This is a genomic window from Agrobacterium rubi TR3 = NBRC 13261, from assembly GCF_000739935.1.
GTDB lineage: Bacteria > Pseudomonadota > Alphaproteobacteria > Rhizobiales > Rhizobiaceae > Agrobacterium > Agrobacterium rubi.
The window spans coordinates 1-18,842 of record NZ_BBJU01000017.1 but is presented as its reverse complement, the minus strand read 5'-3'; the positions used below and the strand labels follow the sequence as shown (position 1 = coordinate 18,842).

At 59.5% G+C, this 18,842-nt stretch carries 19 protein-coding genes; 11 read left to right on the top strand and 8 right to left on the bottom strand.

All coding sequences use genetic code 11. The features are described from left to right. Positions 1-2,094 precede the first annotated feature (2,094 nt). Positions 2,095-3,165: an MBL fold metallo-hydrolase gene (locus RRU01S_RS14325; RefSeq protein WP_045230974.1), complete on the bottom strand. Its 1,071-nt coding sequence runs from the start codon at positions 3,163-3,165 to the stop codon at positions 2,095-2,097. 336 nt (positions 3,166-3,501) lie between these two features. Here RRU01S_RS14325 and ffh point away from each other — a divergent pair, with 336 nt between their 5' ends. From ffh to trmD, 5 genes are all read left to right on the top strand, one after another. Beyond that, a complete protein-coding gene (gene ffh, locus RRU01S_RS14320; protein ID WP_045230973.1) occupies positions 3,502-5,079 on the top strand; it encodes a signal recognition particle protein in 1,578 nt (525 codons plus the stop codon). Between the two features lie 7 nt (positions 5,080-5,086). Further along, positions 5,087-5,404 carry a chorismate mutase gene (locus RRU01S_RS14315; RefSeq protein ID WP_045230972.1) on the top strand — a complete coding sequence of 106 codons (318 nt, stop codon included), beginning with the start codon at positions 5,087-5,089 and terminating at the stop codon, positions 5,402-5,404. A 32-nt stretch (positions 5,405-5,436) separates the two neighbouring features. Continuing rightward, positions 5,437-5,814, top strand: coding sequence for a 30S ribosomal protein S16 (rpsP, locus tag RRU01S_RS14310; RefSeq protein WP_045230971.1), 378 nt, complete (start codon positions 5,437-5,439; stop codon positions 5,812-5,814). Positions 5,815-5,932: 118 nt separating this feature from the next. Then, positions 5,933-6,505, top strand: coding sequence for a ribosome maturation factor RimM (gene rimM, locus RRU01S_RS14305; protein WP_045230970.1), 573 nt, complete (start codon positions 5,933-5,935; stop codon positions 6,503-6,505). Position 6,506: 1 nt separating this feature from the next. Continuing rightward, positions 6,507-7,208: a tRNA (guanosine(37)-N1)-methyltransferase TrmD gene (gene trmD / locus RRU01S_RS14300; RefSeq protein WP_045230969.1), complete on the top strand. Its 702-nt coding sequence runs from the start codon at positions 6,507-6,509 to the stop codon at positions 7,206-7,208. Here the strand turns inward: trmD and RRU01S_RS14295 are convergent. After that, a complete protein-coding gene (locus RRU01S_RS14295; RefSeq protein WP_045230968.1) occupies positions 7,190-7,936 on the bottom strand; it encodes a sulfite exporter TauE/SafE family protein in 747 nt (248 codons plus the stop codon). The two genes, trmD and RRU01S_RS14295, sit on opposite strands and share 19 nt — an antisense overlap. 272 nt (positions 7,937-8,208) lie before the next feature. Here RRU01S_RS14295 and rplS point away from each other — a divergent pair, with 272 nt between their 5' ends. The 3 genes from rplS (at position 8,209) to RRU01S_RS14280 (ending at position 10,746) form a co-directional block, all read left to right on the top strand. Continuing rightward, positions 8,209-8,775, top strand: coding sequence for a 50S ribosomal protein L19 (gene rplS, locus RRU01S_RS14290; protein ID WP_045230967.1), 567 nt, complete (start codon positions 8,209-8,211; stop codon positions 8,773-8,775). A 321-nt stretch (positions 8,776-9,096) separates the two neighbouring features. Further along, positions 9,097-9,897 (top strand): transporter substrate-binding domain-containing protein, encoded by an 801-nt coding sequence (locus tag RRU01S_RS14285; protein ID WP_412674291.1) that lies wholly within the window; start codon positions 9,097-9,099, stop codon positions 9,895-9,897. A gap of 33 nt (positions 9,898-9,930) precedes the next feature. Continuing rightward, a complete protein-coding gene (locus RRU01S_RS14280; protein WP_045230965.1) occupies positions 9,931-10,746 on the top strand; it encodes an amino acid ABC transporter permease in 816 nt (271 codons plus the stop codon). Positions 10,747-10,748: 2 nt separating this feature from the next. Here the strand turns inward: RRU01S_RS14280 and RRU01S_RS14275 are convergent, their stop codons facing one another. Then, the gene (locus RRU01S_RS14275) at positions 10,749-11,264 is read right to left on the bottom strand and encodes a nuclear transport factor 2 family protein (RefSeq protein WP_045231084.1); all 516 of its coding nucleotides are present in this window, start codon (positions 11,262-11,264) and stop codon (positions 10,749-10,751) included. 122 nt (positions 11,265-11,386) lie between these two features. Beyond that, complete coding sequence (locus RRU01S_RS14270) at positions 11,387-12,676, bottom strand: MFS transporter (protein WP_045230964.1); 1,290 nt, start codon at positions 12,674-12,676, stop codon at positions 11,387-11,389. Positions 12,677-13,076: 400 nt separating this feature from the next. Here RRU01S_RS14270 and leuC point away from each other — a divergent pair, with 400 nt between their 5' ends. After that, complete coding sequence (gene leuC, locus RRU01S_RS14260; protein WP_045230962.1) at positions 13,077-14,486, top strand: 3-isopropylmalate dehydratase large subunit; 1,410 nt, start codon at positions 13,077-13,079, stop codon at positions 14,484-14,486. A 44-nt stretch (positions 14,487-14,530) separates the two neighbouring features. Here the strand turns inward: leuC and RRU01S_RS14255 are convergent, their stop codons facing one another. After that, a complete protein-coding gene (locus tag RRU01S_RS14255) occupies positions 14,531-15,079 on the bottom strand; it encodes a L,D-transpeptidase family protein (protein ID WP_045230961.1) in 549 nt (182 codons plus the stop codon). A 196-nt stretch (positions 15,080-15,275) separates the two neighbouring features. On the opposite strand from RRU01S_RS14255, the gene RRU01S_RS14250 reads away from it, so the two are divergent. Together RRU01S_RS14250 and RRU01S_RS14245 are read left to right on the top strand one after the other, a co-directional pair. Further along, entirely contained in the window at positions 15,276-15,959 is a 684-nt protein-coding gene (locus tag RRU01S_RS14250; protein ID WP_045230960.1) for a response regulator transcription factor, read from the top strand. Positions 15,960-16,046: 87 nt separating this feature from the next. After that, on the top strand, positions 16,047-16,502 hold the full coding sequence (locus RRU01S_RS14245; RefSeq protein WP_045230959.1) for a cyclic nucleotide-binding domain-containing protein: 456 nt from the start codon (positions 16,047-16,049) through the stop codon (positions 16,500-16,502). Positions 16,503-16,505: 3 nt separating this feature from the next. Here RRU01S_RS14245 and RRU01S_RS14240 read toward each other — a convergent pair whose 3' ends face one another. From RRU01S_RS14240 to RRU01S_RS14230, 3 genes are all read right to left on the bottom strand, one after another. Beyond that, the gene (locus tag RRU01S_RS14240) at positions 16,506-17,309 is read right to left on the bottom strand and encodes an exodeoxyribonuclease III (protein WP_045230958.1); all 804 of its coding nucleotides are present in this window, start codon (positions 17,307-17,309) and stop codon (positions 16,506-16,508) included. Between the two features lie 124 nt (positions 17,310-17,433). After that, positions 17,434-18,147 (bottom strand): outer membrane lipoprotein carrier protein LolA, encoded by a 714-nt coding sequence (locus RRU01S_RS14235; RefSeq protein ID WP_045230957.1) that lies wholly within the window; start codon positions 18,145-18,147, stop codon positions 17,434-17,436. Between the two features lie 103 nt (positions 18,148-18,250). Beyond that, positions 18,251-18,842, bottom strand: a 592-nt coding sequence (locus RRU01S_RS14230) for a DNA translocase FtsK (RefSeq protein WP_045230956.1), incomplete at its 5' end; no start/stop codon positions are given.

The window sequence follows — 18,842 nt, the reverse complement described above, 5'->3', positions numbered from 1 at the left end:
CGGCTTGCCGATCTCCCTCCTTGTGGGGGAGATGGCTGGCAGGCCAGAGGGGGGTAAGCGGCGTATACTGACCTTTCGGCTTGCTGCGTTGCGCCCGATGTCCAGCCTGCTACCCTAGCCTCTCGAGGCTAGGGCCGCCACACCCACCAACCTCATGCTGAGGTGCTTTGGCCGAAGGACAAAGCCTCGAAGCATCCGCCGCGCACTCTGCCTCAAGCCCGCAACCCGCGTCCTTCGAGGCCCCTGCGGGGCACCTCAGGATGAGGGTTGCTCTGTTGCGGCCCTTCGCGTGGCAACTTCTTAGGCAATCTCATGATGGTGAGGGTTGCTGCCTACGGCCTGCATCATCGCCAAGCATTCCTCGTACCTGCTCGCATTCCGCGTTGGTCCGGTATTGGAGAGGGAAGCCACACCCACCGCCCTCATGCTGAGGTGCTTTGGCCGAAGGGCAAAGCCTCGAAGCATCCGCCGCATTCTGTAACTAAGCCCGCAACCCTCGCCCTTCGAGGCCCCTGCGGCGCACCTCTCCTTCGACAAGCTCAGGATGATGGATGAGGGTTGCTCTGTTGTGCCCTTTGCGTGGCACCTCCTTCGGCTCTCATGGTGGTGAGGGTTGCTGCCTGCGGCCTGCATCATCGCCAAGCATTCCTCCTACATGGTCGCATTCCGCGTTGGTCCGGTATTGGAGAGGGCAACCTCACCCACCGCCCTCATGCTGAGGTGCTTTGGCCGAAGGGCAAAGCCTCGAAGCATCCGCCGCGCACTCCTGCCTTGAAGCCCGAAACCCTCGTCCTTCGAGGCCCTGCGGGGCACCTCAGGATGAGGGTTGCTGTGTTGCGGCCCGCAGCCCAGCACTCAGCCTCCGCCCCCCTCCCAAGTCCAATCACTATCAAAAACCCCGGCCACCGCTCAAACAAGCTTCGCCGTTCACGCGGCAGCACCTGCCCGTGGCTTGACCTTCTCTCAGTGTCCATAACCATTCGCGGCCATGGGTATTCGGACGGGGCGCTGTAAGTTGCCTCGTTGGGTAGTCTAAGAATGGCACCTCGCAGCGCCCCGTTCAGCTCTTTTGGCCGAACAGCGATCCTCTTGCCACGGCTGGCATATCCCGGAGGGCAAGGGGGCCTTGCCGTTGGAACGGTCGGACATTTCCAAGGTCCGGCCCTTACCCACCCGGGTGACGGCGGCTTCGTTGCCGAAGCTGCCGCCTGCCAGTTCGGCCACATCTGCCTTCGAGGATGGGACGCTTCATTCTGACGAAGCGCCCGCAGCCATCGATCCGTTCTCCGCAAAAGCGTTCCACAGCGCAGGTGGCTGCGGTTTCCCTTGCAGTCCGTCCGCGCTGTCTCATCGACAGTACGGGGCAGATGCAGCGTGTTCCTGTGTACCGCCTGACTTTCGCTTCAATCCCCGTAGTCGCGTTCGACCAGAGGACGATGAGCTGTCGGTACACCCGGTGGCTGGCGAACCGGACCGCCATGACCTCACCCACAAAACCCGAAACGGTGTTGTGCGGCTAAGACCATGCCGGGCCGATCCGGACATTGGAAAGGCTGCGACAGCCGGTCCGAAACCGCCGCTACCTTTCTTCCGTCCCACCGGGGAGATCGCTGCTCGACCCCGAGGTTGAGAGGTTTGCGTCACCCTCCCAACCTCAGCGCCGGTCCCGCCTCGCCGCAACGCCTTGCGGTGTATCCGAGGGCGGAACGGGACAATTGTGCGGGTGATTCGCGCGCCGTGGAGAAAGTTACGGGGGGAATTTTGATGTTTTTTGCGGGTTTTCGGTTAAGTTGTTGATTTAGCTTGGAAATATTTTTGTCTTTGATGTTTTGGGGTGGGGTTTACCCCCCTCTGCCCTGCCGGGCATCTCCCCCACAAGGAGGGAGATCGAATCGTGGTTAGCTCCAGGCCATCTCTGCTGCTGCGGATAGAGTGGGGAGGAAGCGGCTTGCCGATCTCCCCCCTTGTGGGGGAGATGCCTGGCAAGGCAGAGGGGGGTGAGCGGCTGGCTCTGTCATCAATCGAAAACGCAATTCCAGCATCTTAGCCAAGCGCTAAGTGTTGGAATTGCAAGTGAGGCCCCACCCACCAAACTCAAACCATCGGTACGTCGAAAACCTCACTGGGACGCATCGGGCGGAAGCGGTCTTCTGGGACGCCGTGTTCGCTCAGTGCAGCCTTCAGCGCGATGATGGGTGCGTCGATGGCTTCGTCGGTCAGCTGAACCGTTCCCCAATGATGGCCGCAGGCGTAGGCTGCGCCGCATATCTTCATGCCTTCCACCGCTTCGGACGGGTTCTGGTGCTGGCCTTTCATGAACCAGCGGGGCTCGTATGCGCCAAACGGCAGGTTGGCAAGGCGGAAGCTGCCGTGTTTTTTGCGGGCGGCGTGGTAGTTGAGGCCGCTGTGGAAGCCGGTATCGCCGATGTGGTAAATCTTGCCGCCTGGCGTTTCGATGACGAAGGCGGCCCAGAGCGCCATGCGGCGATCGTTGAGGCCGCGGGCCGACCAGTGATGGCAGGGCTCGAAATGGATTTTCACATCGGGCGCGACCATCAGCACATCGCCCCAATCACCCACGGAAATATTGGCCGCTTCAACACGGGTGCGAATGACGGCGTCGTTACCCAGTGGCGTGACGAAATGCGGTTTGTGGTGGATGTGGAGCTGGTGCAGCGTTTCCGTATCCAGATGGTCATAGTGATTGTGCGTGACCAGCACGAGATCGATGGGCGGCAAATCCTTGAACTGGATGCCGGGCGGATTGACGCGCTTGGGACCGGCAAAGCTGAAGGGGCTGGTGCGTTCCGACCAGACGGGATCGACCAGAATATTCAGCCCTGCCGTCTGGATGAGAAAGGACGCGTGGCCGACGAAGGTGACGCGCAGGGCGGTTCCGTTCACACGCTCGTCCGGTTTCACGAAGGGAAAGGGGCTGGGATAGGCGTCCGGCCAGGTCGCCTTGTCGCCATCGAACCGCCACTTCATCAGGTCGAGGAAGCCGTTCGGCGCTTCGCCGCCCGGGTTGAAGAAGCGCACGCCATCGAAATGATCCGACATGGGGCCTTTATAATAGGCGCTGGCGTTGGACTGGCGCGCATAAAGACCACCGCCCGCCAGGAGGGCGCCGAGGAACGAGAGTTTGAAGAGGCTGCGTCTTTTCATGACGAATCTATAGGAGTGCGCCGCAGCCTCTTCAAGCGGGCAGATGCAGGGTGGAGGTGTTTTCACGAAGACGTCAGCCGTTACGCTCTCGTGAAAAATGGCGCGTTGCCTTGACTCTCTCGCGCATTTGCTGTTAACCCGCGCCCATCAGCTGGCAGTTTCATGACCGCAGCCGCCGACCGGGACCCGCAAGGTATAGATGATCCCGGAGGCAAACATCCGACAGCGCGATGCGCCCTCGGGTGCTTTTTTGGCTATGCCCTTTATCGGGCGTCTTGTTTTTGACAGCAAAAGAACCGACGTTTCGGTGACCCCGAAACGAAGAAGGATGACGCGATGTTTGAGAACCTCCAGGACCGGCTTGGCTCCATTTTGAATGGACTGACGGGCCGTGGCGCGCTTTCGGAAGCCGATGTGACGGCGGCCCTGCGCGAGGTTCGCCGTGCGCTTTTGGAAGCGGACGTGGCGCTGGAAGTCGTGCGGTCCTTCACCGACAAGGTGCGTGAAAAGGCCGTTGGCGCCTCGGTTCTCAAAGCCATCAAGCCCGGCCAGATGGTGGTCAAGATCGTTCATGACGAGCTGGTCGAGATGCTGGGCTCCGAAGGTGTGGCGATCGACCTGCATGCCGCCGCCCCCGTCGTGATCATGATGGTAGGTCTGCAGGGTTCGGGTAAGACGACGACCACCGGCAAGATCGCCAAGCGCCTGACCGACCGCGACAAGAAGAAGGTGCTGATGGCATCTCTCGACACGCGTCGTCCGGCGGCCCAGGAGCAGTTGCGCCAGCTGGGCGTTCAAACCGGCGTCGATACGCTGCCGATCATTGCGGGACAATCGCCGACCGATATCGCTTCGCGCGCCGTGCAGGCTGCCAAACTTGGCGGCCATGATGTCGTGATCCTCGATACGGCCGGTCGTACCCACATCGACGAGCCGTTGATGATGGAAATGGCGGAGATCAAAAAAAACGCCAAGCCGCATGAAATCCTGCTGGTAGCCGATAGCCTGACTGGTCAGGACGCCGTCAATCTGGCGCGCAACTTCGATGAGCGTGTCGGCATTACCGGCCTCGTGCTGACCCGTATGGACGGCGATGGCCGTGGCGGTGCCGCCCTTTCGATGCGTGCCGTGACCGGCAAGCCGATCAAGCTGATCGGTACCGGCGAGCGCATGGGCGAGCTGGACGAGTTCCACCCGCGCCGTATCGCCGACCGAATTCTGGGCATGGGCGACATTGTTTCGCTGGTCGAAAAGGCTGCCGAAAACATCGATGCGGAAAAAGCCGCAGCGATGGCCAAGAAGATGCAGTCGGGCAAGTTCGATCTGAACGATCTGGCCGACCAGCTTGGGCAAATGAAGAAAATGGGCGGCATGGGCGGCATTATGGGTCTGATGCCCGGCATGTCCGGCATGAAGGACAAGATGGCCGCATCGGGTCTGAACGACAAGATGTTCGACCGCCAGATCGCCATCATCTCTTCGATGACCAAGGCCGAGCGTGCCAATCCCGACATGCTCAAGCACAGCCGCAAAAAGCGAATCGCTGCCGGTTCCGGCACGGATGCCGCCGAAATCAACAAGCTGCTGAAAATGCATCGCGGCATGGCCGACATGATGAAAGCCATGGGTGGCAAGGGCAAGGGCGGCATCATGAAACAGATGATGGGCGGCCTTGCGGGCAAGATGGGCCTTGGTGGCGGAATGGGCGGCATGCCTGATCTGGCCAATATGGACCCCAAGCAACTGGAAGCGCTTCAAAAACAAGCCGAAGCCGCAGGTCTCGGCAAGCCGGGCGCAATGCCTCCGGGTCTTGGTGGCATGGGCGGAATGCCGGGTCTTCCGGGTCTCGGTGGACCCAAGCTTCCGGGGCTGGGCGGTCTTCCCGGCCTGCCCGGTTTTGGCAAGAAGAAGTGAGACTGTGATGACCGACGCAGACGTAAAGGCTCAACTTTCGCAATACCGCCAGTCCATCGACAATATCGATGCGGCACTGGTGCACATGCTGGCAGAACGGTTCCAACGCACCAAGGCGGTTGGCGTTTTGAAAGCAACCCACGAATTGCCGCCGGCGGACCCGGCGCGCGAGGAATACCAGATCGAACGCCTGCGCCGCTTAGCAAAGGACGCCGATCTGGACCCGGACTTCGCCGAGAAGTTCTTGAACTTCATCATCAAGGAAGTCATCCGGCATCATGAAGCAATTGCCGCTGAACACAACGGCACCGACAAGACCGCCTGACCGGCGGGCAAGCCATTATAAGGAGAAACAACATGGCACTGAAAATTCGTCTCGCACGCGGTGGTTCCAAGAAGCGCCCGTACTACCAGATCGTCGTTGCTGACGCCCGTTCGCCACGCGACGGCCGTTTCCTCGAGAAGGTCGGTTCCTGGAACCCAATGCTTGCCAAGGACAACGCTGATCGCATCCAGATCAATGCTGACCTCGTCAAGGAATGGATTGCCAAGGGCGCACAGCCAACGGACCGCGTTCTGCGCTTCCTCGCAGAAGCCGGCATTGCAACACGCGACGCCCGCAGCAACCCTGAAAAGGCAAAGCCAGGCAAGAAGGCAGTCGAGCGCATTGCCGAGAAGAAGCAGAAGGCTGACGACGCCGCTGCTGCTGCCGCAGAAACATCTGCTGCCGAATAAGTCCGGTTGGCACGATTTGAACGGGTGGTGCGGATGTCCGCGCCACCCGTTTGTGTTTATTTTGACGGCAACATGCCGTACATAGATTTTCAAAGACGAACACCGAAACGGACGACCGATGGCAAAGCTGGAAAACCCCATTCTCATGGCCAAGATTGGCGCGGCGCAGGGCTTGCGCGGCGAAGTGCGGGTCAGCTCGTTCACGGATGATCCGACGGCGCTGGGCGATTACGGCAATCTGATCGCTGCTGATGGCCGGGTGTTCGAAATCCTCGAGATTCGCGAAGCCAAGACCGTCGTCATCGTGCGCTTTCGTGGTGTCAACGACCGCAATGCGGCGGAAGCTCTGAACGGGCTGGAACTGTTCATCGAGCGTGACAATCTGCCCGACGATGATCTGGACGAAGACGAATTCTACTATACCGATCTGGAAGGGCTGGAGGCCGTCGATGCCGACGGCAAGAGCTATGGCTCGGTCGCCGCTGTCCATGATTTCGGCGCGGGCGATCTGCTGGAGCTGAAAGGCGCTGGCCGTCGTCCGACACTCATTCCGTTTTCCGAGGCTGCGGTTTTGGAAATCGACCTCGAGGGTGGAAAAATCCTGATCGATCCGCTCGCTGCCGGGCTGATCGACAATCCCGATGACGGCAAGGACGACCCGGATCATCCGATCTTCGGCAAGAAAAAATAACATGGCATTCAAGGCAACCGTGCTGACGCTGTACCCGGATATGTTTCCAGGGCATCTCGGTCATTCGCTGGCAGGCAAGGCGCTGGAGCGTGGGCAGTGGCAGATAGAGCCGGTGCAAATCCGTGACTTCGCCACCGACAAGCACCGCAGCGTGGATGACACGCCAGCCGGTGGCGGTGCGGGCATGGTGCTGAAGCCTGACGTGCTGGCGGCTGCCATCGATGCGGTATCGACAGACGATGCGCGTCCGCGCCTGCTGATGAGCCCGCGCGGGAAGCCGTTGACACAGGAGCGCGTTCGCGAGATCGCCGCTGGTGATGGCGTTATCATCATCTGCGGTCGTTTCGAGGGCGTGGATCAGCGGGTGATCGATGCCCGTGATCTCGAAGAGGTCTGCATCGGCGACTATATTCTCTCCGGTGGCGAACCGGCGGCGCTGACGCTGCTGGATGCGGTGGTGCGCATTCTGCCGGGCGTGATGGGCAATGATCTCTCCGGCGTGCATGAGAGCTTCGAGGGTGGGCTGCTGGAGCATCCGCATTATACCCGCCCGCAAGTGTGGGAAGAGCGCGATATTCCAGCCGTTCTGACCTCCGGCAACCACAAGGCCATTGAAAAATGGCGCCACGAGCAGGCGCTGGCGCTGACCAAGGAACGCCGCCCCGACCTTCTGGGAAAAGCGTCTCAGGTCGAGACGAAATAGTAGACCGATAGCAAGAGGCCGACCGAGATCACCAAGGCGCGGATGATCCATTGCGGGACGCGGCGGGCGATATAGACGCCGCTATAACCGCCGATGGCCGACGCCGGGATCATGATCAGCGCGGCAGGCCAAGCCACCACGCCACCGCCTACGAAGACCACGATGGCGACCGCCGCTATGACGACGGCCAGCAGGTTTTTCAGCGCGTTGAGGTGGTGGTAAGTGCCGCCAGCCGTCAGGCCCAGCACCGCCAGCATCATGATGCCCATGCCAGCGCCGAAGAAGCCGCCATAGATGGATGTGAGAAACTGGCCGATGAGACTTGCGGCATTGCCGGGAGAACGCTCGGCGCTGGTGCGCGGGCGCAACCACGGACCCACGGCAAACAGAAGCGTCGCGGCCAGCAGGAGCCATGGCACCAGCTGTCGGAAAGCTGGATTGTCCAGAGACAGAAGCAGGAGCGCACCGGCGGTCGATCCGGCGATTGAGAGGATGGCGAGAAAGATCGCGCCTTTCCAGTGGGCGCGGATTTCAGGCCAATAGGCAATGACGGAGGTGACATAGCCGGGAAACTGCACGATGGAGGAGGTGGCATTGGCCGAAATCGGCGCGATGCCGGCAATCGTCATGGCCCCGAAGGTCAGAAACGTGCCGCCGCCTGCGATGGCATTGACCGCGCCGGACAGAAAGCCGCTGGCCAGCAGCAGCAGAATGATGAACAAAGACATGGGCCCTCCCGGCGCGTCTTGCGGCGCTTTGATCCTCCATATCCGTTGGTTGGCTTGCCGACAATCAGGTCGCGACCGACAAAATAATGTCACAAGAGGGATGACAAATGCGTCGTCTTGCTGTAATGGCCCGCGTGGAACTGGGGTTTACCCCTTTAACCGCAAGCAAAGAATGGTGAACCCGCTCCTGCCGCAAGGCATGGTCCCGAGACGATGTTTCAAGGGATGACAGTTGAGCGCTCTGGCTGTTTCAGAAGAACTCAGAGGTTAATATGACCAACATTATCGAACAGCTGGAAGCCGAACAGGCTGCCAAGATCGAAGCGAAGCGCAAGCTTCCAGAATTTTCCCCAGGTGACACCGTTCGCGTCAACGTGCGCGTGACGGAAGGTACACGTACCCGTGTACAGGCTTACGAAGGCGTCGTTATCGCCCGTTCCGGCGGCGGCATCAACGAGAGCTTCACCGTACGCAAGATTTCCTACGGCGAAGGCGTCGAGCGCGTGTTCCCGGTTTACTCTCCGCTGGTCGAAGGCGTTGAAATCGTTCGCCGCGGTAAGGTCCGTCGCGCCAAGCTCTACTACCTGCGCGACCGTCGCGGCAAGTCTGCCCGTATCGTCGAAGACACCGGCGTTCGCGCCCGCAAGCTCAACGATGGCGAGCGTCAGGCCGCTGCCGAAGAAAAGGCACGCATCGAAGCTGAAAAGGTTGCAGCAGCACAGGCTCTGGCCGCTGAAAAGGCCGCAGCAGAAGCTGCTGAAGCCAAGGCAGCCGAAGAAGCCGCAGCGGCTAAGGCCGCTGAAGAGGCTGCAAAGCCTGCCGAAGGCGCAGCTGAATAAGCTTTTCCGGTTTTCGGGAATTTGGATAAAGGCGGTCTTCGGGCCGCCTTTTTTCGTTTTTTGTTGATGGTGGTGGGTGTGGCTTACCCCCCTCTGCCCTGCCGGGCATCTCCCCCACAAGGAGGGAGATCGGCAAGGAGCGCCGACGTCGCTTCTGTTTCGAGAGTGGAGATGGCCGAAAGGTTGCCACGAGTCTATCTCCCCACCTGTGGGGGAGATGCCCGGCAGGGCAGAGGGGGGGTAGCCACACCCACCACCATCAATGCACTCTTGCTCAGCCCCCTCAAACCATGTCATTTTCCTGCATTGCCAGCAGGAGACATCACATTGCTCAGACGCGCTTTTCTCACCGCTATTGCCGCTGCGATATTATCGCCCGCGATTTCCTTTGCTGCCGACCTGCCGGATCTCAAGGGCAAGACGGTCGTTGTCGTTACGGAAAACGCTTATCCGCCGCTGCAATTCGTTGATCCTGCCTCCGGCAAGGCTATCGGCTGGGAGTATGATGCGATGGGGGAGATTGCCAGGCGGTTGAATTTCAAGGTCGAGTATCAGAACACCTCCTGGGATGCGATGATCCAGGCGGTGTCCGATGGGCAATACGACATTGGCATGACCGGCATCAGCATCAAGGAGGAGCGCAAGCAGAAGGTGGATTTTTCCGATCCCTATATGCGCTCGGAGATGTTCATGCTGGTGCGCGCCGACGAGACGCGCTTTACCGATGCCAAGAGCTTTGCCGCCTTCGACAAGGGGCTGGTGGGCGCGCAGGCGGGCACGACGCCGTTTTATACCGTTGTCTATGACGTGCTCGATGGAAACGAGCAGAACCCGCGGGTGAAGCTGATGGAAACCTTTGGTGCCACCGTGCAGGCGCTGAAGACCGGCGATGTCGATCTGGTGCTGACGGATGGCGTGGCGGGCAAGGGTTATGTCGATGCGTCCGGCGGCACGCTGAAACTGATCGGCGGTCCCCTGGGCGGCGATGATTTCGGCTTTATTTTCAAGAAGGGGTCGGATCTGGTGGCACCCGTGAATGCGGCGATTGCGGCGCTGAAGGCCGATGGCACATTTGCGAAGCTCGATAAGACGTGGTTTCTGGACTACAAGCTTGGCCAGTAAGCCTTTGCACAGGGGTAGCCGAAAGACCATGGCGTGAGTGCCCGGCGCATATCGACCGGAGAGAAAGACTTTCCGTGGTGGCTGTTGGCACTTGTTATCATCGGGCTGGCGCTGGCCGTCGTGATTGCGATCAACGGCATTTATGCCCAGGTGTTTTCCACCGTCATTACGGGCATCGGCATGACGGTATTCGTGACGCTGGTGGCGTTTGCGCTGGCCTCGCTGTGGGGGCTGGTGATTGCTATTATGGGCATGGCCGACAGCATAGTTCTGCGCCAGATATCCCGCTTCTACATCGAGATGGTGCGCGGCATTCCCGTTCTCGTCGTGCTGTTCTACATCGCCTTCGTCGGCGCGCCTGCGGTCGTCAGCCTGTTCAACTGGATGATCTCGCCGCTCATTCAGGCCGGATGGGTGGAGGCGATGCTGGTGCGCGATTTCTCGCTGACATGGCGGGCCATTCTGGCACTGACGATCTGTTATGCCGCTTTTCTTGCGGAAATTTTCCGGGCAGGCATCGAGGCGGTGGATGAGGGGCAGATCGAGGCGGCCAAGGCGTTGGGGCTGAACCGTTACCAGCGCTTTCGACTGGTGATTTTTCCGCAGGCGATCCGCACGATCTTTCCACCGCTGTCCAATGATTTCGTGTCGATGGTCAAGGACAGTTCGCTGGTGTCGGTGCTGGGGGTGATGGACATCACCCAGTTGGGCAAGGTCTATGCTGCCGGGTCGTTTCGGTTTTTCGAAACCTATTCCATCGTCGCCTATATCTACCTCATTTTGACGCTGGGGCTTTCGCTGGTGCTGCGGCGCGTGGAAAAATCCCTGCGCCGCAGTCCGCGCGGGTAGGGTTACTGGCCTTTGAGAGCGGAATCCCAATGTTCGTCTGCCTTGCCATCGACGAAGCGCCATGTGTCGAACCATGTCGTCGTATAGGTCTTGGCAGGGTCTTTCGGGTCCTTGTATTCGCGCACGAAACCGACGGTGACGAGATCGCCCTCTGCCGTGACGAAGGCGACGGGTGAGCTGATCTTTCCAGGGATCGGCTTCTTCGGAACCTTCAGCACTTGCGTGAAGAATTTGACCACGCCATCGCGACCCGATGCGGCGTTGGGATTGTGCTGGATGTAACGCTCGGTCAGATATTGATCCGCCTTGTCCCAATGGCCCGCTTCCAGCAGATCGCGGATGATCTTGTAGGTCACCTGCTTGTTGGCGTTGAGCTTGGGGTCGGGGCTGGTGAAGAGCGCTTCCACGTCAGCTGCCTTGACCACGGCTTCTTGCGCATGGGCGGGCAGGGTGGCAATCGAAAACAGTGGCAGTGAAAGGGCGCAGCCAAGTGCGATGTTTCTGATGAGGGGTATCATGGCGTTCTCCAAGAGGGTGCGGCTGTGGATGCGCGAACCATAGGGCGCGGAGAACGGCGCCGAAAGAAGGCAGTTTTTCCGCCGCTGGTAACAGAAAGAGAACCAGCGGCGGAAAAGACGGATCAGGCGGTTGCGCCCTGTGCATTCGCCCGTTTCGCAATCATGCGACCGGCGATGATGACCAGCACACCGGCGACGGCCAGGCAGGCGGACAGGAAGAACATCGGGGCGATGGTGCTGCCCGTTTCGTCCTTGATCCACGGCACGACGTTCTGGGCGACGAAGCCGCCGAGATTGCCGACCGAGTTGATGGCGGCAAGGCCTGCTGCTGCACCCGCACCTTTGAGGAAGCGACCGGGCAGGCTCCAGAACACCGGCTGACCGGCGAAGATGCCAGCGGCTGCAACGCAGAGGAAGGCGAACTGCAAGACCGGCGTCGTCACGAGTGCGGACATCAGCAGGCAGAACGCGCCCACGAAAGCCGGACCGACAATAAAGGGAATCTTGCTTTCAGACCGGTCTGCCGCCGACGGGATGACGTACAGGGCGATGGCGACGCCAATCCACGGGATGATGTTGATGAAGCCGTTGGTGGTGTTGGACACGCCGAAGCTCTTGACGATGGTTGGCAGCCAGTAGCTGAGACCATAGGCCGCCAGCGGGAAGCCGACGAAGCACAGCGACATGAACAGAACCTGTGGGTTGATCAGCGCCTTGAAGCCGTTTTCGGCATGTTCTTCCATGTTGGAATTTTCAGAGGCGATCTTCTTGTTGAGCCAGTCCTTTTCGTCCTGGGTCAGGAACTTTGCCTTTTCCGGCGTGTCATCCAGATAGAAGATGGTGATGATACCGGCGATGACGGCGGGAACGCCGGTGGCGAGGAAGACCCACTCCCAGCCTGCGAGACCCATGAGCCCATCGAGATCGAGCAGCATGCCGCCCAGCGGCGCACCAATGGCATTGGCGAGCGCGCTGAAGATCATGAACAGGCCGACCATGCGGCCGCGATAATCACGCGGGAACCAGATGGTGAGGAGATAGAGAACGCCGGGGAAGAAACCGGCTTCACAGGCACCCAGCAGGAAGCGCAGGATGTAGAACATTGTCTGGCTGCTGGTAAAGGCCAGCGCAATCGTCACCAGTCCCCAGGAGATGATGATGCGGGCAAACCAGCGGCTGGCTCCGAACCGCGTCAAAAGCAGGTTGCTGGGCACTTCGAAGATGAAATAGCCGATGAAGAACAGCGACGCGCCCAGACCATAGGCATATTCGCTCAGGCCCAGGTCGCCGACCATTTGCAGCTTGGCGTAGCTGACATTCTGGCGGTCGATATAGGCGATAAGATAGAGAATTCCTAAAAACGGCATCAGCCGCCAGGTGATTTTTGAAATAAGTGCCTTTTCAGATACCAAGACGTATCCCTCCCTCTCACTGCTTCAAAAGCAGGTCCTTGTGATCATTGCCCCCGCCTTCACAGCAGCGTTATAGCATCGTGATATGGCTCTGACAGACCCTAACGTGTGAGAAGGCTGTTTTATCCATCTATCGTCTGCATGGCCGCGCATTTCCACTTTCGCAGCAATATTGCCGTTGAAAAGCCGATCTGCTATGAGGGACGCATGGGATCGAAATTCGGATGTCTCGCGCAAAACATTTTCGTGCTGCAGGACCACAAGCGTCTGCCGGCACGCTTTTTTGCGCGCATTTCCGGCGCGCTCGGCGGTCGACTTACTTTCGCCTGACAGCTCGTTCAAAAGGCCGATGCCTTTTGCATATACCCATTTCCCGATTCAAAATTTGGTGGATAGAGCCATGAGCGCACCTCGTACCCTTTACGACAAGATCTGGGACGACCACGTCGTCAATCGTGACCCGGACGGAACCTGTCTTCTCTATATCGACCGCCACCTCGTGCATGAGGTGACGAGCCCGCAGGCCTTCGAAGGTCTGCGCCTGGCCGGTCGTCCGGTTCATTCACCGACCCGCACCTTGGCGGTGGTGGACCACAATGTTCCCACGACATCGGACCGTCTTGAGGGCATCAAGAACGAGGAAAGCCGGATTCAGGTGGAAGCGCTGGCGCAGAATGCTGCGGAATTCGGCGTCGAATATTATTCCGAGCGCGACAAGCGCCAGGGCATCGTCCACATCGTCGGGCCGGAGCAGGGGTTCACGCTGCCGGGCATGACGATTGTCTGCGGTGACAGCCATACATCCACGCACGGAGCGTTCGGCGCTCTGGCCCATGGTATCGGCACGTCCGAGGTCGAGCATGTTCTGGCCACGCAGACGCTGATCCAGAAGAAGGCCAAGAACATGCTGGTGCGTGTGGATGGCAAGGTACCGGATGGCGTGACTGCCAAGGACATCATCCTTGCCATCATCGGCGAGATCGGCACCGCTGGCGGCACGGGCCACGTCATCGAGTTCGCGGGCGAGGCGATCCGTTCGCTGTCCATGGAAGGCCGGATGACGGTCTGCAACATGACGATCGAAGGCGGTGCGCGCGCGGGTCTCGTTGCACCCGACGAGACGACGTTCGATTACATCAAGGACAAGCCACGTTCGCCCAAGGGCGAGGTGCTGGAACAGGCGATCGCCTACTGGAAAACGCTGAAATCCGACGAGGGCGCGCATTATGACAAGGTGGTCGTTCTGAACGCCGCCAACCTGCCGCCCATCGTGTCCTGGGGCTCGTCGCCGGAAGATGTCGTGTCCGTTCAGGGTGAAGTTCCTGATCCGGCAACGATCGAGGATGAGAACAAGCGCAATTCCAAGCAGCGCGCCCTGGAATATATGGGCCTGACACCGGGAACGAAGATGACGGATATCGCCATCGACCGCGTCTTTATCGGTTCCTGCACCAATGGCCGTATCGAGGATTTGCGGGCGGCTGCCAAGGTGGTCGAGGGACGCAAGGTCGCGCCGACCGTGTCGGCCATGATCGTTCCCGGCTCGGGGCTCGTCAAGGAACAGGCCGAAAAGGAAGGTCTCGACAAGATTTTCCTGGAAGCGGGCTTCGAGTGGCGCGAGCCCGGCTGCTCCATGTGCCTTGCCATGAATGACGACCGTCTGGCGCCCGGCGAGCGTTGTGCGTCGACCTCCAACCGCAACTTCGAGGGACGTCAGGGCTCCAAGGGTCGCACGCATCTCGTTTCGCCTGCCATGGCGGCGGCAGCGGCGGTTGCCGGGCATTTCGTCGATATTCGCGAGTGGCAGTAAGCTGACATGCTGGTCGGGAGTGGAGAACTGCTCCCGACCAGCGACTATAGAACGGTGATCTGTCTGCCTTTGCGTAGAAACGGCAGGATACGGCGCATGTCTCTCGGGTGCAGCGCCACGCATCCGGCGGTCGGTTCATAGCTGGGGCGGATCATGTGCATGAAGATAGCCGAACCCATGTGTCTGCGACGCGACGTGATGTTCCAGTCCAGCACGAGGCAGACATCGTAGAGACCGTCCTGCCTTCGCATCTCCTCATGGCTTTTCGTGAACGGTGCCTTGACCAGCCGGTTGTAGTTGGGATCATCAGGCGCATCGCACCAGAGCATAGTGCTTCGTGTGCGATACATCGTCAGCGATGTGTTCAAGGCAGCAAACCTGTCGCCTCGGTTGAAGCCGTAGAGGATGCGCATCGTGGTGATGGGTGTTTTGCCATCGCCTTCCCGCTTCAGCGCCGTGCGTCCATTGCGACCGATTGCCGCTTGAAAGGTAAGGTGGCCCAATTGCAGTAAGGCGCGGCTTTTGCTGCGCGGTGCTGCGCGAACCAGCAGTTTTGAGGGGCTTTTCTGCCGTTTTTTTTCGCTTTTCCGCATGGTTCTCACGAGATTTTGCTTTGCAGGTGTGCCAACGTGACCTCATAGCTCCGCGTTATAGTGTGACACAGGGTTGACGTGGCGGCGTCAAACCGCTGAATTGGCTCGCGAAAGCGAAAAGCATATGGGTGCCGACAATCCGTGAATTCTGTGGCGCGATATGCTTTTAATATAAAAAGAAAGGCTGAGATATCCCATGACGGCCCGTACACTTCTTCTGGTAGACGATGATGACGACCTGCGCGACACACTTGCCGAGCAACTGTCCCCCTATGAAGAGTTCAATCTTCTGACCGGCGCCAACGCCAATGCCGCGATCCAGACAGCAAAATCGACGCAGGTCGATCTTCTGATTATGGATGTCGGATTGCCCGATATGGATGGGCGCGAAGCCGTCAAGATCATGCGCAAGAACGGCTTCAAGGCCCCCATCATCATGCTGACCGGCCATGACACGGATTCCGACACCATCCTCGGTCTTGAGGCAGGTGCCAACGATTACGTGACGAAGCCGTTCCGCTTCGCCGTGCTGCTTGCGCGTATCCGTGCGCAGCTTCGCCAGTACGAACAGAGCGAAGATGCGGTCTTTACTGTCGGCCCCTACCAGTTCAAGCCGAGCCAGAAGCTGCTGACGACGGATGACGGCAAGAAAATCCGCCTGACGGAAAAGGAAGCGGCGATCATCCGTTATCTCTACCGCGCTGGCAGCGCCGTCGTGACGCGCGACGTGCTTCTGGAAGAGGTCTGGGGCTACAATTCCGGCGTTACCACCCATACGCTGGAAACCCACGTCTACCGCCTGCGTCAGAAGATCGAGCGCGATCCGTCGAATGCGGAGTTGCTGGTAACGGAGAATGGCGGCTACAAGATTGTGCCGTAACACCGATTCTGGAGGTGCGGCCCTTGTCTTGGCCGCGCCGTTGTTCGAAAACCAGTGCTGTTATCAGGTGTTGAGGCTTCGAACGATATGGCATTGAACGACGATATTCAGCTTCTGTCGCAGGTCCCGTTGTTTCAGGGGTTCAGCGACGACCAGTTGCGTCTGATCGCGTTCGGTGCAGAGCGGCGAAAGATTGCCGAGGGGCAGGCGCTGTTTCGTGAACATTCGCCAGCCGAATGCGGCTTCGTGATCGCCCGCGGCGGGTTCGATCTCTACAGCACCGGACGCCACGGCAAGCCGGAGCTGCAGGCGCGACCACGGACGGGCTCGCTGTTATCGGAGCTCGCGCTGTTTACGCTATGCGAGCGCAAATATACCGCCGTTGCGCATGAGGATTCCGAAGTCATCCGCATCACCCGCATCCTCTTCCACCGCATGATCGAAGAGTTTCCCGATGTTGCAGATGTCGTGCTGACGCGCATAAGAGACAATATCACAGCGCTTTCGTCTGGCGCGACGGCGCTCCAGGGGCGGTTTTCGTAAGACTCAAAACTTGAAATGCGCTGTCACCGGAACGTGGTCCGAGGGGCGGTTCCAGCCTCGGGCTTCGCGCAGGATGTCGATGCGGTCCAGCGAGGGGCCGAGATCCTGGGAGGACCAGATGTGGTCGAGGCGGCGACCGCGGTTTGCGGCTTCCCAGTCCTTGGCGCGGTAGCTCCACCAGGTGTAGATTTTTTCGGTTTCCGGCACGTTGAGGCGCATCAGATCGAGCCAGTTGCCCTTTTTCATGATCTCCAGCATGCCTTCGGTTTCGACAGGCGTGTGACTGACGATTTTCAGCAGCTGTTTATGTGACCAGACATCGTTTTTGAGCGGAGCGATATTGAGATCGCCGACGAGGATTGAAGAGGTGCCGGGAACACCGTCGGCGCTCAATGCCTTCATCTCTTCGATGAAGTCCAGCTTGTGGCCGAATTTCGGGTTGATCGAGCGGTCGGGTTCGTCACCACCGGCGGGAACGTAGAAATTGTGCAGACGGATTTTGCGCGAACCGATCTGGACGATAGCGGAGATATGGCGGGCATCGCCGATGCCGCAGTAATCCTGACGGTGATCTTCGGTCAGCGGCAGCTTGGAGGCGATGGCGACGCCGTGATAGCCCTTCTGGCCGTGGATGATGACGTGTTCGTAGCCGAGAGCCTTGAGAGGCTTCAACGGAAACTCGCCATTGGGGCATTTCGTTTCCTGAAGGCAGATGACATCTGGCTTGTAACGCACGAGAAACTGCTCGACGATCGGCATGCGCAGCCGCACCGAGTTGATGTTCCAGGTGGTTATCGAAAAGGTCATGCCTGCGCTCCGTTCGTCCTTCAGTCAAAGGTGGAGGCAGGCTTATAACATCAGGTTGGAAACGGGAATCCTTTTCTCCAACCTTAGAGCGTTTCCATTTAACAAGGAAACGCTCTAGAAAAGATCAGCCGCGGTTGCGGACTTCTTCGTAATTGATGGCGAAGACCTTATCGTCCAGCGCCATGCCGGTCTGTACGTTGAAGATCATTACCGTCGTGTCCTTGTTCTGCGCATCCGTGGTCGTCCACTGGCGCAGGTCGAAGGTCTTTGGGTCGAACATGAGCGTGATGGTGGAGTCGCCGAAGACGCTCTTGTCACCCAGAACGATGGTCGTCAGGTCCGACTCCTGCTTGACGTCACGGACCTTCTGGTTGCCCAGATCGATCTTGTCGGACAGAAGCAGGCTGAGCGGTGTCTTGGACAGCGGGTACAGATCCCAGGTCTTCAGCTTGTTGTTGCCGATGACGACATTCTTGCCATCGGAGATGACGCGCATGGGCGAGGGGTCTTCGTAGTTGAAGCGAAGCTTGCCGGGGCGGGCGATGTAGAATTTTCCACCGGTCTGCTCACCGCGCGGACCGAACTGCACGAACTCGCCCATCATGGTTTTGACGGAGGAAAAGTGGCTGGCGATCTTCTGGGCGGTGGCGTCTTGCGCAAAGGCGTTCAGCGGCTGGAGCGCTGCCAGGGCGGCCGTTGCGGAAAACAGGGTCATTACGCCACGGCGGGTCATGGTGCCGTCAAGGCCACAGGACTGCGCGGAAACGACCGGGAAATTCTTTTTCATTCTTTTCTCCTTCATCGCTCTTGCTTTGCCAAAAAAACGCGGCGGCTTCATGACATAACGGTTCGATATAACGCTGGAAACCGGTCTTGGTTGCTGACATCGACGTGAACGGACGCGCGGCGGCGCGTCGCGTCTCGGGCAAGCGTTCGGCGAATCAATCCTGCTCGGTCGGCACCAGAATTTCGCGCTTTCCGGCATGGTTGGCAGGGCCGATGATGCCCTCCTGTTCCATACGCTCGATCAGCGATGCGGCGCGGTTGTAACCGATGCCGAGGCGGCGCTGGACATAGGAGGTGGATGCCTTTCCATCGCGCAGCACCACGGCGACCGCCTGGTCGTAGGGGTCTTCCGAATCGGCCATGTTGCTCGTGCCAGCCGGGCCGCCGCCATCCTCGTCTTCATCCTCTTCGGTGATGGATTCGAGATATTCCGGCGAGCCTTGGGTCTTGAGGTAGGCAACGATATCCTCGACCTCGTTGTCGGCCACGAAGGGACCATGGACGCGCTGAATGCGCCCGCCGCCAGCCATATAGAGCATGTCACCCATGCCGAGCAGCTGTTCGGCACCCTGCTCGCCCAAGATTGTCCGGCTGTCGATCTTGGAGGTGACCTGGAAGGAAATACGGGTCGGGAAGTTGGCCTTGATCGTGCCGGTGATGACATCGACGGATGGGCGCTGGGTGGCCATGATGACATGGATGCCTGCGGCACGGGCCATCTGGGCCAGACGCTGGACGGCGCCTTCG

Bases quoted from the DNA above. Each gene is read 5' to 3' on its own strand.
- RRU01S_RS14325 (WP_045230974.1), bottom strand. From the start codon at position 3,165: ATGAAAAGACGCAGCCTCTTCAAACTCTCGTTCCTCGGCGCCCTCCTG.
- ffh (WP_045230973.1), top strand. From the start codon at position 3,502: ATGTTTGAGAACCTCCAGGACCGGCTTGGCTCCATTTTGAATGGACTG.
- RRU01S_RS14315 (WP_045230972.1), top strand. From the start codon at position 5,087: ATGACCGACGCAGACGTAAAGGCTCAACTTTCGCAATACCGCCAGTCC.
- rpsP (WP_045230971.1), top strand. From the start codon at position 5,437: ATGGCACTGAAAATTCGTCTCGCACGCGGTGGTTCCAAGAAGCGCCCG.
- rimM (WP_045230970.1), top strand. From the start codon at position 5,933: ATGGCAAAGCTGGAAAACCCCATTCTCATGGCCAAGATTGGCGCGGCG.
- trmD (WP_045230969.1), top strand. From the start codon at position 6,507: ATGGCATTCAAGGCAACCGTGCTGACGCTGTACCCGGATATGTTTCCA.
- RRU01S_RS14295 (WP_045230968.1), bottom strand. From the start codon at position 7,936: ATGTCTTTGTTCATCATTCTGCTGCTGCTGGCCAGCGGCTTTCTGTCC.
- rplS (WP_045230967.1), top strand. From the start codon at position 8,209: ATGACCAACATTATCGAACAGCTGGAAGCCGAACAGGCTGCCAAGATC.
- RRU01S_RS14275 (WP_045231084.1), bottom strand. From the start codon at position 11,264: ATGATACCCCTCATCAGAAACATCGCACTTGGCTGCGCCCTTTCACTG.
- leuC (WP_045230962.1), top strand. From the start codon at position 13,077: ATGAGCGCACCTCGTACCCTTTACGACAAGATCTGGGACGACCACGTC.
- RRU01S_RS14255 (WP_045230961.1), bottom strand. From the start codon at position 15,079: ATGCGGAAAAGCGAAAAAAAACGGCAGAAAAGCCCCTCAAAACTGCTG.
- RRU01S_RS14250 (WP_045230960.1), top strand. From the start codon at position 15,276: ATGACGGCCCGTACACTTCTTCTGGTAGACGATGATGACGACCTGCGC.
- RRU01S_RS14245 (WP_045230959.1), top strand. From the start codon at position 16,047: ATGGCATTGAACGACGATATTCAGCTTCTGTCGCAGGTCCCGTTGTTT.
- RRU01S_RS14240 (WP_045230958.1), bottom strand. From the start codon at position 17,309: ATGACCTTTTCGATAACCACCTGGAACATCAACTCGGTGCGGCTGCGC.
- RRU01S_RS14235 (WP_045230957.1), bottom strand. From the start codon at position 18,147: ATGAAGCCGCCGCGTTTTTTTGGCAAAGCAAGAGCGATGAAGGAGAAA.